Below are 12,540 nucleotides of genomic sequence, written 5' to 3' on the forward strand. Positions count from 1 at the left end.
TTCATTGTCCCTTTGCTTTGAGCGCCGCATCGAGGCGCGGATACACGCGGCGCGCGTTGCCTTCGTAAATCTTGTAGCGCGCTTCGTGCTGCATCGAAGCGGCTTCGATATAGCGCTTCGTGTCGTCGAAATAGTGCCCGGTTTCCGGATCGATGCCTCGCACCGCGCCGATCATTTCACTGGCGAAGAGAATGTTATCGACGGGTATCACACGCGTGAGCAGGTCGATGCCCGGCTGGTGATAAACGCATGTGTCGAAGAACACGTTGTTCAGCAAATGATCCTTCAGCAAGGGCTTTTTCAGTTCCTGCGCGAGCCCGCGAAAGCGTCCCCAGTGATACGGCACCGCGCCGCCGCCATGCGGAATCACGAAGCGCAGTGTCGGGAAATCGCGAAACAGGTCGGACGTGAGGCACTGCATGAACGCGGTCGTGTCCGCGTTCAGATAATGCGCGCCGGTCGTATGAAAGCACGCGTTGCAGCTCGTGCTGACATGGATCATCGCGGGGATGTCGTACTCGACCATCTTCTCGTAGATCGGGTACCAGTAGCGGTCGGAAAGCGGCGGGCTCGTCCAGTGTCCGCCGGACGGGTCCGGGTTCAGATTGATCGCCACGTTGCCATACTGCTCCACGCATTTCACGAGTTCGGGAATGCAAGTCGCGGCATCGACGCCGGGGCTCTGAGGAAGCATCGCCGCCGGAATGAAGCTGTCCGGAAAGAGCTGGCTCACGCGATAGCACAGCTCATTGCAGATGGCGGCCCACGTGCTCGACACCTCGAAGTCGCCGATATGATGCGCCATGAAGCTCGCGCGCGGACTGAACACGGTGAGATCGAGCCCGCGCTCGCGCATCAGCCGCAACTGATTGCTTTCGATGGATTCGCGCAGTTCGTCGTCGCTGATATGCAGTTCGGACGGACGCGGCATCTCCGACGGATTCTTGATGCCGGCGATCTGCCGGTTGCGCCAAGCCTCCAGCGCCTTGGGCGCGGTCGTGTAATGGCCGTGGATATCGATAATCATCTGTACTCCGGATCAATGTGCAGCGGTCGTCTGCGGGGCGGTATCGGCCGTGCGGCTGCGCTGCGCGACGAGAATGGCGATGCCTGCGAGCGTCGCGGGAATGGCGAGCATCGCGAGGATGGCACCGAACTGCCAGCCGAGGCCGAGCAATGCGCCGCCGAACGCGGAACCGAAGATGCTGCCGAAGCGGCCCATGCCGAGCATCCAGCTCACGCCGGTGGCGCGCGCGACCGTCGGATAGCGGCCCGGCGCGAATGCGTTGAGGCCGGTTTGCGCGCCGCTCATGCAGAAGCCGGCGGCAAACACGAGGACGGCGAGCGACGACGACAGCGCGCCGATCCACGCCAGCCCGAGCACGCACACCGCGCCCCCGAGATAAGCTGCGCTGATGACCGGCGCCGGGCGCACGCGGTCCATGATCCAGCCGACGATGATCGCGCCGATGGTGCCGCCGATCTGGAACATGGCCGTGATGTTCGCAGCCGCCGATACCGTGAGGCCGGCGTCTTTCATCAGCGTCGGCAGCCAGCCGGTGAGCAGATAAATCACGAGCAGGCCCATGAAGTACGTCACCCACAGCGCCGCCGTCAGAAGGCCGTAACCATGCGAGAACAGCACGCCGATGGGGCGCTTGGTCGGCAGCGGCGGCTCGGTCGAGACGAAGGTTTCATCGCCCGTGAAGCGCGCGCCGCACACGCGGCCCAGCACCTTGCCGATCTTTTGCGAGGTCGCGCCGCGCACCGCCAGGAGACGCGCCGATTCGGGCAGCAGCCAGATTTGCAGCGGAATGAGCACGAGCGGCAGGCCGCCGCCGAAGATCAGCACCGAACGCCAGCCGTGCGTCGGAATGAGCCAGCCCGCGACGAAACCGATCAACGCCGAGCCGAGATTGAAACCCGTGAACATGATGGTGATGAGCAGCGCGCGCTTGCGTTGCGGCGCGTACTCGGAAAGCAGCGTCGTGGTGTTCGGCATCGCGGCGCCGAGACCGATACCCGTCAGCACGCGCAACAACGCCATGCTCGTGGGCGTTGTGGTGAACGCCGTGGCGATGGTGAACACGCCGAACAGAAACACCGACGTAATCAGGACTCCTTTTCTTCCGATGCGGTCCGACGCCGGCCCGGCGGCCAGCGCGCCGATCACGAGTCCGATGGGCGCGGCGCTCATCACGAGCCCGAACGCGGGGCGCGAGATGTGCCAGTCCGCGATGATCGACGGCGCGACGAAGCCCATGATGGCCACGTCCATGCCGTCGGCCGTCACGACGAGAAAGCACAGCGCCACCAGCAGCCACTGGTAGGCGGAAATGGGCCGCTCGTCGATGAACGCCTTGATGTCGATGGTTGTACCGCTAGTCATGTGATGTCTCCGTGCGTTTATCGTTTTATTGTTTGCCCTGCTCCGCCTTGTCCCAGTCGAGCTTGCCGCCGCCCTTGCCCGCGACCGAATACAGCGCACCCGGCGCATTGCGCGTCTTCTGGAATTCTTCGAGCGTCTGGCCGCGCATCGCGGCATAGATGTGCAGGTTCGACACGCCCGTTACCGCGCCGAGCTTTTCGAGCATGAAGAAGATCACGCCGTAATGCAGCAGCGCGCGCCAGTCGCGGCGGCGGATCATGTCGCGTTCCGCTTCGCTGAGACCGGCGGCCTCGAAGCTCGCTTCCGGGTCTTGCTGAAAGACTTCGCGATGCGCGGGCTCGACCATGCGATGCAGATAATCGTTGATGCGATACGCGCGCACCGCCGTCTCGATGCCGAACGGATACGTGCCTTGCAGCTTCTCCACGTCGGTCAATTCGATCGCCATGCGCTGACGATGCCGCTCGATGATCGCGGGCTTTGTCTGGCTGTCCTCGCCTTCGTAGATGGCCGTCGCGATGCCGGCCATCGACGGCAAGTAGTAGCTGCGATGCTTGCAGACCACGCTGGACGACAGCGCGCCGCGCATGGTCAGCCACATGATGACTTCCGCTCCTTCGTAGCCGCCCAGTTCCGCGTATTCGGCAATCGTCATCTCGGCGAGTTGTTCGGGATCACGTTCGAAGAGATCGAGGAAACGCTGGTCCCATTCGGTGTTGTTGAAGCCGGCGCGTTCGCCATGCACCTGATGCGAAAGACCGCCCGTCGCGAGAATCGCGACCTTGATGTCCTCCGGATAGCTTTCGATGGCGCGGCGCAGCGCCTGACCGAGCTTGTAGAAGCGCCGCGCGCTCGGTATCGGCAATTGCAGCACGCCCATTTGCAGCGGCACGATCTTCACGGGCCAATCCGGCTTGTGCGGGCACAGCATCGAAAGCGGCGAGAAGCAGCCGTGATCGAGCGCCTTGTTCTGGAAGAACGACATGTCGAACTCGTCGGTCATCAGCGAGCTGCCGATGTGCGCGGCAAGCGCCGGATGTCCCTTGATCGGCGGAAGATCGCGCGCGCCGCCGCCTTCGTCCGCGACGTGCCATTCGGGGCCTACGCCCAATGCGAACGCCGAGTAATGATCGAAGAAGAATGAGGTGACGTGATCGTTATAGATGGTCAGGATCACATCGGGGCGCTTCTCTTCGAGCCACTTCGCGAGCGGCGCGAAGTTTTCGAAGATCGGCGCCCAGACCGGGTCGTCGCGCTTATTCTTGTCGAATGCGAAGCCGATGGTGGGCGTGTGCGAGGCGGCGATGCCACCGATGATGCGGGCCATGTCGAAGATGCTCCGTGAGGTGCCGGGCAGTCAGGCGCTCGTGGAATGCACGCGGCCCGGTGTGTTGCGATAACTTGAGCGGACGATACGGGCCAGTGAACACGCGCGGTACTGCGCGTAAACCATGAGTCGCAGAGGGATGGGACGCAGCGAAGATGATGGACGACCGGCCGGCGCGGCCTTGCGGGCGGGTTTCGACGCGACGGTTCGCGTCGGCCCGATAAATAAAACAGATGGCCGGACAAAAAGGACGCAAAGGACGCAGAGGTCCGGTTCTCGAGCAACCGGTCGTTCGACGTCTCTTGTGTCGACCACGCAGCTCCGCCGTCAAGCGGCCCGGTGTCGACGCAAGAGATGAGTGCCTGGGTCGATGAAGCGCTAGCGCATGCGCGACGGCGCCACGAGCGCGTCAGTAATGAATCGTCAACGGCTCGGGATGTTCCTGTGTGATCACGCAACTGGACTCCACCGGCCAGCCAGCCGCCGTGAGCGGCGGGCTATAGCGCTGGCATTGTCCGTTGGTGCCCAAGGTGTACGACGAGACGGTCAGGAGTTGCGAGTTCGTTTCGGGCGCGACATACACCGTCACGTCGGAGCCTTTGCGCACGGTGAATGCAGGCCGCGATGCAGTGGTGCTGGGGATGAGCGGTGCGCCGCTGCAATCGCTCGAATAGAACTGGTTCATGAAATACCATCCCCACATGAACTCGGTTGCCGAATAGACGATCTTGTTGCCGGTGCCCGAGACTTGCCGGCGCATGATCGGCACGAAGACCGGCGCCCCGTTCACGGATTGGAAAACACCCGCGCTGCCTCCGGCGTATTTCAATACGCCGACTTCCGTCCCGTTCGCATCGAAGACGCGAAGTACGTGCCGATGATGATGATGGTGATGTTCGACTTCATCGGCAAACGACGTCATTGCGCCAGAGCACAGCAGCGTCAACAGAATCATTCTGCGCATGGCATGCACCTCGAGGCCATAGTCATCGTTCAGTGGGACGCGCTTACGAAGTCCCTCGGCTAGCGTCACTGCGCTGGCGTGTGCCGGGTCGGAATGCGCACGGTGAGCGGCTCCGGATAGGCGCCGGTCAGCGAGAAGGTGCTTTCCGTCGGCCAACCGTATTCCGTGATCGGCGCGTTCGATGCCGTGCAGGTAAAGGTCGGACCCGCCCGCACGGACCCGATCACGATCGGAGCGGAGTTAGTGGCAGGCGCGACGTATAGCGTGACGTCGTTGCCTAGCCGTATGGTGGTGGATGGCCGGATGCCTGTGGTTAGCGTGATGACCGGCGTGCCGCTGCAATCCGTCGAAGTGAAGTCGACTGCGTTCACACCCGACCATCTGAATTGCGTGGCCGAATAAACGGTCCGCGGACCGCCGTCGCCCGAGACGATCACGCGCTCTATGGGCACGAAAGCGATAGCGCCGTTGACGGTCAGATAAACGCCGGGGCCGCCGTAATCGTCCAGTGGTCCGACGAACTTGCCTTGCGCGTCGAACACGAGGGGCGTCTCGCCCGCGAACGAAGCCGTCAGCTGCAGCAGCAAGAAGACTGAAACGACGAAAGCACGCATGTCTCCACCTCTTATGTCAGTTGCGGGCATTGCCGAATGAGCAAGCGATCGGGCAACCGTATGCGTTAGGATAGAACGGCTTCGACGTATTGCAAAGTAAAAGAGTCAGAACGCACGAATGGGCTGACATATCGTCGAGCGACGAGTCTTCTTTTGGCACGCTCAAACTATTCGGCAATCGCCGATTTGCGCCTAGATGACCGAATGGAGCACATTCGATACCGCTGCGCCGCACGAAAGACCGTCTCGACAAACGCTGGTCTGCTCGTCCGTAGGGGTATCCAGGAAGATTGGCAACCCGGTTCTATACTCAACTGCGCTGAACTGCGCAACGGGAGCCAGTCATGAAACTCGTGCTTCTTCTCACCGCGTTGTGCGTTGCAACGCCGTTCGCTCTGGCGCAGTCGCATCCGAGCGCGGAGACGGACATGCGTGCGCCTCACAACAATCCGAAGCTGATGCCGAATGCGCCGCTCGGCAGCGAGTACCCTTCGCACGGCAACGTGCAGGCAGGCGAATTGAACCTGAATCCCGCCGATCCTCGCGCTCAGATGGTGAACGGCCTGCCCAACAATGCGAACGACGGCGGGTATGGCGCGCCGCTCGCCGGCAACAAGGCAAACGTCGCGCCGCGCGAGTGACCGTATTCGGTAGCGGTTCTACGCAAACGCTTCGACGGCCTCATTCCCGGACCTGCTCAGACCCTGCCGCGCTTGCGCCGCCGGCATCGGTCGTCCGGTGAGGAAGCCCTGTACTTCATCGCATTCGTTATCGGCGAGGAAGGCAAATTGCTCGATGGTCTCCACGCCCTCGGCAACGACGCGCATCCCCAACGTATGGGCCATCGCCAGCACTGCCTTCACGATGACCTCGTCGATCGTCGACTGACCGATGCCTTGAACGAACGACAAGTCGAGCTTGATGCAGTCGGGCTTGAACTCTCGAATGTAGTTGAGGCTCGAGAAGCCCGTGCCGAAGTCGTCGATCGCGATCGATACGCCCATTCGCCTGATTGCGTTGAGCGCGTTGAGCGCGGCCGGCGTCATCAACACGCTCTCGGTTACTTCGAGTTCGATATTGCGCGGACTGACGCCGACCTTCGCAAGCGTGCTCTGCACCGTGCTCGCGAAGTTCGAATGCAGAAACTGCATGGCCGACACGTTGATCGAAACGATGATGTCCGGATCGTCTCGCGCCCAGTCTCTGGCCTGAAGGCATGCCTGTTCGAACACCCACTCGCCTATCGGCACGATCAGCCCTTTTTCTTCCGCAAGCGGTATGAAGACAGCAGGACTGATGAGTCCGCGCTCACCGTCGAACCACCGCAACAGCGCTTCGTACGCGACCGGCTTGCTGCTCCCCAACGCGACGCGCGGTTGGAAAACCAGTCGCAGCGCATCGCTCTGCACGGCGCGACCGAGATGCTTGGCAAGCTCGACACGCTCTGCGTCCGCAGTCGCAATCGACTCGTCGTAGACCACGAGCGCGCTTTGGCGGGAACGCTTCGCGTGATACATCGCCGCATCGGCGTAGCGAATCAGCGTGCCGGCGTCGACCGCGTGATCGGGAAACACCGCCACTCCGGCGCTCGCATTCGAAGCGACGAACTCACCGCCCACGCGCAGATTCGCGTTCACCGATGCATGCAACGCCTTCGCCCTGCCGATCAGTTCTTCGACGCCCGAGCGCCCGAACAGCAGCGCAACGAACTCATCGCCCGCGAAACGCGCGACCACGTCCGACTCTCCGACGCTACCCGACAATCGCCGGGCGACCTCCTTGATGACTTCATCGCCGCATACATGGCCGAGCGAATCGTTGATCTCCTTGAAGTTATCGAGGTCGATAAAGAGGATGGCAATCTGACCGGCAGAAGTCGAGGCCGTGCCGAGCATCTCTGTCAACCGTGCGTACAACGCGGATCGATTGAGCAGGCCGGTCAACGGATCGAGGCTTGCCTGCAACTGCAAACGCTCCTGGTCCCTGATACGGTCCGAGATGTCGCTGAAGACGGCGACCGCGTGCGTCGTCGTGCCATGTTCGTCGAGTACGGGCGAGATCTGACGCTGCGCCCAGAAACGCGATCCGTCTCGACGGCGGCCCTCGACGACCGCAGCCGCTTTCATGCGATCCGCGGTCGATGACGCGGCATCGAGCAAAGCGGCGTCATCCATCCGTCCGGGCAAGACGTCGGCCGCTTCCTTGCCGAGAACATCCGCAACAGGCAGCCCCGTCAGCCGCTGGAAGGCGGGGTTTGCATAGATCACATGCGGAGCGTCCTCGCCCGCGGTGGCTTGCAGAAGGACGACGGCATTGTCCGACGCATCCAGCGCCCGGCTGCGAATCCTCAGTTCCTGTCTTGCCAGTTCGTGCGCGCTGACGTCGGCGGCTGTGACGAAGCACGCTTCATGGCCGGCATAGTTCAGAAGATGGTAGGAGACATCGACATGAATGATATGACCGTCAAGGCGCGTATGCCTGCGCACGCCGCCCGACCCTGCCGGCGCGCTTGCCGCGATATACATCTCCAGGTCTTGCCGGAATTGCTGTCTGTCCTCCGGCGGACGCAGGTCGTCGGCGGTAATCTGCATCAGCTCGCTGAGACTGCCTCCGTACTGACGCTGCGCCGCTGCGTTTGCCGTGAGCACGCGCCCCGTATGAATGTCGAAGATGAGCATTGCCAGCGGATGCTGCTCGAAGTATTCGATGAAGCGATCATGTGCTTCGCGCGCGACGATCCTGGCCGCGCTGCTGGCAAGCGATGCGCGATGCGCGATCACGAGTGCGTAAGCGAGCATGATCAAACCCGTGGCGAGTGCGACGGCGAACGTGACCTTCTGCCGAACCAGTTGTGCTTCCGCCGCGAGCTGCATCGTTGCGAGCTTCGACCGCTGCGCCAGTTGCAGTTCGGAGAGCCCATGCATGATCGACTGAAGCGTCTTGTTGGCCTTTTCCAGTTGCGTCGAATCGACGCCTCGGCTTGCGCCAGGACCGCGCGCGCTCGTCGCGGCCATGTCGAGTTGGGATGCCCAAAGGCTGGTGTCGCTTCGCAACGTCGAGAGTTGATAGAGCGATGCCTCGTCGTCGCTCAGGAAGCGCTGAAGCAGGTCGTATGAGCGCATGGCTTCGACGGCACGCGACACCGGCCAGGCGAGCGACCGAAACCGCGCGCTGCCGACGCCCGTGAGGAAGTCCGCATTCGCGTCGATGTGCAGATTGGCGATCAGTTCGAGTTGCGAACTGACCGTGAGGGCTTGTCGCAGCGCGTCCTCCTGCTGCGACCGCGATCTCGCGGCGAAGTAACACGTCAGCGCCGCGAACGATGCAACTGCAACCAGAAAGATGGCCGCTCCGAAAAGCCGGCCTCTTCTAGAGCCCCGAAGGCCCTGCACGAACCGCCGCACGTCTTTTTTCATTGCTACTTGCCGAACGCCATGTCTCTTGTAGTGGTGCGCGTTGCGATGCCGTCAATGCGAATGCCGCATCGAATACGCACCTGACTCGCTCGACCGCCGAAGACCACTCGTGGAAAACGGCCTATCTCCGAAGACTTTTATCGGCTGCCTACCCGTTTAGTTAAGTGAGGAGTTGTCCGTTTCGTGAGGAAACGACGTGCGAACAAGTAAATCGTGCCGGTCATGCGCGCGAACATCGGTAAAACAGGGTTTTCATCAATGCGCGGAGCCGTTACTTCCGACGATACTCAGTCACCACCTCTCGTCGGAGCACACCATGTCGCAAACGTTTCTCTCTCATCAGGAAATCTTTGAACGAAGCATCCAGCACCTTTTCGCGCAAGGGTCGGCTTCGCTGCTGCCGCGTGGAGGCGGTGCTTATCGAGGACGGTGCGGTGGCTGCCCCGTTGGCGCGTTGGTGCGGCCGGGCGACTATCGCACTGCGATGGAAGGCGTGCCGGTGCGCTTCATTCTCGCTGACCCGACTCGCGTCCCGGCTTATATGGATGTGGGCGTCGCCGCGCTCAGGAAGGCGCTGCTGCGGGCAAGGATCAACGTGTTCTCCCAGGAAACCGTGGAGTTGTTGAGCTGCTTGCAGAACGTGCACGACGTTTTCGGCATCTGGGAGTGGGAAGACCGCCTGCGCTCCATCGCGCGCCAGTTCGGCTTGTCGGCCGAACGCTTGCAGCGCGCCGCCTAGCGAACCCGGACAACGCATCATGAAAGACCTTACGGAAATCTTCGAGACGGTGCGGTCGCATCTGCTTGCGCAGCAGGCGCTTTCCGTGGATGACGACGGAACCTGTCGTCTGCGCGGGCAAGACGGCCGCCGATGCGCAATCGGCATCCTGATCGATGACGCGCATTACGGTCATCCGCTCGAAGGCCTCGGAATCGGCTATTACAAGACCGGGCAAGACGGTCCGCTATTGCGCGCGCTGGCGATGTCCGGTGTCGACGTCTATCGGGCAGAAACGTTAGCGCTACTTCACGATCTCGAAGATCTGCATGATGCGGGCGACATCGCAGACTGGCCGCTCCAGCTGTCTGCCGTGGCCAAGCGTCACGCCATATCTATGCCCGACGAAGCGATGGCCTGACGACCGAAGGCGTGGCGACTTGGCCGCGCCTCGATGCCCGTGCCCCGGCATGTTCCTAATCGGCGATAAGCAGTCAGATCAACCCCCAGTTCTGCGAATTCGGCGATCAACAAGAACCCTATAATCGCACGATACTACGCACCGCTCTCCAACTGACTGCGCGGCAAGCGTCCCGCTCTATCGCCCGTGCCGGGCACAGAACATCAATTTCGCGTCGAACGCATGCAAATCAAAAACTCCAAACGGTGGGCGCCGCGCGGAGCAAAGAGGTGGCTCATCGCCGGAGCAGCACTTTTTGCCGCCGGCGTCATCAGAACGATGCTGCACCCGTTGCTCGGTCCCGTCATGCCGGGCGCGGCCTTCCTGATCGCTGCGGCGCTCGTTCAGTATTACTGCGGCCTTGCGCCCGCCTCGTTCGTGATGTTGGCGGGACTCGTGATCGCCGACTATCTGTTCGTGCCGCCGTACGGCCGCATCGACATCATCGACGCATCCGACATCCGGCTGCTCGTCTCGTATCCGCTCATCACGATCGTCGTCATTACGCTGATCGAGCGTTTGCGACGCGCGCAGTATCGCGCCGAGCTGCTCGCGGCGGTCGCGCAGTCGCGGTACGAAATGCTGCTGCGGCATGACAACGAGCGGCTCATCGCGCGTCGCGCCACGGACGAGATGCATCGCATGCTGCATCACATCGCGCAATACAATCGCTCGCTTATCGTCATCAAGGCGCTGGACCCGGCGAACGGCGTGTCGCCGGGCAGCCTGGTGGCGGCGGCCGCGACCGCTACGCGCAATGGCGTCATCGACGACACATCGTTCGGCTCGGGCATCGCGTATGGTACGAAGCATGCCGAGGCGCACGAAGAAGACCTTGCCCGGGTCAGCGTGCGCCTGACGCCAGGGCATCACCGAATCCGTTTCCGGTCTGGCGGCCGCGACGACTGGCAACCCGTCGAGTGCGTGTGCGAGCGCTTCGTCACGCCGTCGGGCGACTTCCTGATCCTGCGAGCCGAAGACTGACCATGAAGACGCCCGAGTTTTCGCCGGCACACGGCCACGATCACGCCGTTCTGCTTTTGCACGGCCTTTCCAGTTCGCCGCTCGAACTGCGTTTCCTCGCGCGCTTTCTCGCCGATGAAGGCTTCGCGACGCATACGCCGGAATTGCGCGGATACAGCGCGGGCACCGGGCACGAAACGATGGAACGGTGGATCGACGCGGCCGTTCAGGAATTCGACGCGCTCGCCGCTCGCTATCGCCACGTCTCCGTATGCGGACTTTCGATGGGCGCGACGCTCGCAGCCGCCGTCGCGCAACGACGCCCGGACGCGCGCGCCTTGTTGCTGCTGTCGGTCACGCTCGACTGCGACGGCTGGGCGATACCGTGGTACCGCTTTCTGCTCGACTATCTGTACTACACGCCGTTGCGCTCGCGTTACCGCTATCGCGAAGAGGAGCCGTACGGCTTGCGCAACGAGGCGTTGCGCTCGAAGATCGCGCGCGCGATGCAGAAGAATGAAATCAGCGAAGTCGGGCCCGCGTCCATCGCCATGCCGGCGCTGCACGAAGCGAGCCGCCTCGCTCACGCGGTACGCAAGGAGCTCAAGGGCATCACGACGGACTGCCTCATCATTCACGCCATCGACGACGAGACGTCGAGCCCGCATAACGCGCGCTTCGTCGGCAAGAACGTCGGGGCGTCGTTCCTCCGCACGATCTGGCTCGACGATTCGTATCACATGATCACATCGGATAACGAGCGCGAAGTCGTCGCGCGGGAATGCGCGCTCTTCTTGCGCGAAAGCGCGGCGGCGTCGGAATCGAACCATGCGCCGACGCCGGTCGTGTCGCGCGCACTCGCGCGCCGTTTGCGGCAATTGGCGACCGTTGCGAGGAAAGCATGAATCGCACGTTTGCAGTCGCCGCGGCCCTCGCCCTCGTGCTAACGGCTAGTGCGCACGCGGCGGACGCCGACGAGCCGCCGCCCGCCAGTGACTGGAACGTGTCGATCGGGCCGGGCCTGTATGTCTTCCCGAAGTATCCCGGCTCGTCGAAATTGCAGGTGCTGCCGTTCCCGGTTCAGGACATATCGTGGAAGGAACGGATCTTCTCGCAAGGCCCGGACGTGCTCGGCGTGAATGCGTTGAAGGGCGAGAACTATCACGTCGGTGCGTCGCTGAGTTTCGACTTTCAATCGCGATCCGCTTCGGACGACAAGCGGCTGAAGGGCCTGCCTGATGTTCACTACGGCCCCAAGCTGCGGCTTTTTGCAGACTACACGTGGTGGGCGTTCACCGGCGCGGCTGCCGTCTATCAGGACATCGCCGGAACGGGACAAGGTCTCACCGCGATGACGGATCTCTACATGTCGGCTCCGTTGGGCAAGCTCTTGCTCTCCGTCGGGCCGGGTCTGACGTGGGCGAACGCAGCTTATACGAGGACGTTTTTCGGCGTCAGCGCGCAGGAAAGCGCCGCGTCGGGCTTGCCTCAGTACGCGACGCGTTCCGGCTTGCGCGATATCCACCTCGGCATGAACGCCACGTACACGATGAACGCTCACTGGTCCGCCGACGTGACCGCCGAAATCGGACGCCTCGAAAAATATGCCGGCGGCAGTCCGATCACCGAACGCCGTCTCGATCTCAACGGCATGGCGTCTGTTTCATATCGCTTCTGATGCCGCGATGC

12 protein-coding genes are annotated in these 12,540 nt (G+C 62.4%); 6 read left to right on the plus strand and 6 right to left on the minus strand.

Annotated features, from left to right (window positions below; genetic code table 11):
• Window position 1 precedes the first annotated feature (1 nt).
• From NCR35_RS21450 to NCR35_RS21470, 5 genes are all read right to left on the minus strand, one after another.
• Window positions 2-1,027 (minus strand): amidohydrolase family protein, encoded by a 1,026-nt coding sequence (locus tag NCR35_RS21450; protein ID WP_250535916.1) that lies wholly within the window; start codon window positions 1,025-1,027, stop codon window positions 2-4.
• A gap of 12 nt (window positions 1,028-1,039) precedes the next feature.
• Complete coding sequence (locus NCR35_RS21455) at window positions 1,040-2,389, minus strand: MFS transporter (protein ID WP_250535917.1); 1,350 nt, start codon at window positions 2,387-2,389, stop codon at window positions 1,040-1,042.
• A gap of 25 nt (window positions 2,390-2,414) precedes the next feature.
• Window positions 2,415-3,716: a gallate dioxygenase gene (locus tag NCR35_RS21460; protein WP_250535918.1), complete on the minus strand. Its 1,302-nt coding sequence runs from the start codon at window positions 3,714-3,716 to the stop codon at window positions 2,415-2,417.
• A 409-nt stretch (window positions 3,717-4,125) separates the two neighbouring features.
• Entirely contained in the window at window positions 4,126-4,680 is a 555-nt protein-coding gene (locus tag NCR35_RS21465) for a hypothetical protein (protein WP_244850801.1), read from the minus strand.
• A 65-nt stretch (window positions 4,681-4,745) separates the two neighbouring features.
• Window positions 4,746-5,294, minus strand: coding sequence for a hypothetical protein (locus NCR35_RS21470; protein ID WP_250535919.1), 549 nt, complete (start codon window positions 5,292-5,294; stop codon window positions 4,746-4,748).
• Between the two features lie 344 nt (window positions 5,295-5,638).
• Between NCR35_RS21470 and NCR35_RS21475 the strand changes: the two genes are divergently transcribed.
• Window positions 5,639-5,935 carry a hypothetical protein gene (locus NCR35_RS21475; protein ID WP_250535920.1) on the plus strand — a complete coding sequence of 99 codons (297 nt, stop codon included), beginning with the start codon at window positions 5,639-5,641 and terminating at the stop codon, window positions 5,933-5,935.
• An 18-nt stretch (window positions 5,936-5,953) separates the two neighbouring features.
• Here NCR35_RS21475 and NCR35_RS21480 read toward each other — a convergent pair whose 3' ends face one another.
• Window positions 5,954-8,710: a putative bifunctional diguanylate cyclase/phosphodiesterase gene (locus NCR35_RS21480; RefSeq protein WP_250535921.1), complete on the minus strand. Its 2,757-nt coding sequence runs from the start codon at window positions 8,708-8,710 to the stop codon at window positions 5,954-5,956.
• 316 nt (window positions 8,711-9,026) lie between these two features.
• Between NCR35_RS21480 and NCR35_RS21485 the strand changes: the two genes are divergently transcribed.
• The 5 genes from NCR35_RS21485 (at window position 9,027) to NCR35_RS21505 (ending at window position 12,529) form a co-directional block, all read left to right on the plus strand.
• Window positions 9,027-9,449: a hypothetical protein gene (locus NCR35_RS21485; RefSeq protein ID WP_250535922.1), complete on the plus strand. Its 423-nt coding sequence runs from the start codon at window positions 9,027-9,029 to the stop codon at window positions 9,447-9,449.
• A gap of 19 nt (window positions 9,450-9,468) precedes the next feature.
• Window positions 9,469-9,849, plus strand: coding sequence for a hypothetical protein (locus NCR35_RS21490; protein ID WP_250535923.1), 381 nt, complete (start codon window positions 9,469-9,471; stop codon window positions 9,847-9,849).
• Window positions 9,850-10,071: 222 nt separating this feature from the next.
• Complete coding sequence (locus tag NCR35_RS21495; protein ID WP_250535924.1) at window positions 10,072-10,872, plus strand: DUF4118 domain-containing protein; 801 nt, start codon at window positions 10,072-10,074, stop codon at window positions 10,870-10,872.
• Between the two features lie 2 nt (window positions 10,873-10,874).
• Window positions 10,875-11,756 carry an alpha/beta hydrolase gene (locus tag NCR35_RS21500; RefSeq protein ID WP_250535925.1) on the plus strand — a complete coding sequence of 294 codons (882 nt, stop codon included), beginning with the start codon at window positions 10,875-10,877 and terminating at the stop codon, window positions 11,754-11,756.
• Window positions 11,753-12,529: a MipA/OmpV family protein gene (locus tag NCR35_RS21505; RefSeq protein WP_250535926.1), complete on the plus strand. Its 777-nt coding sequence runs from the start codon at window positions 11,753-11,755 to the stop codon at window positions 12,527-12,529. Before NCR35_RS21500 ends, NCR35_RS21505 begins: the two co-directional genes overlap by 4 nt.
• Window positions 12,530-12,540: the final 11 nt, after the last annotated feature.

The sequence above is a fragment of the Caballeronia sp. AZ10_KS36 genome (assembly GCF_023631105.1).
Classification (GTDB): Bacteria; Pseudomonadota; Gammaproteobacteria; order Burkholderiales; family Burkholderiaceae; genus Caballeronia.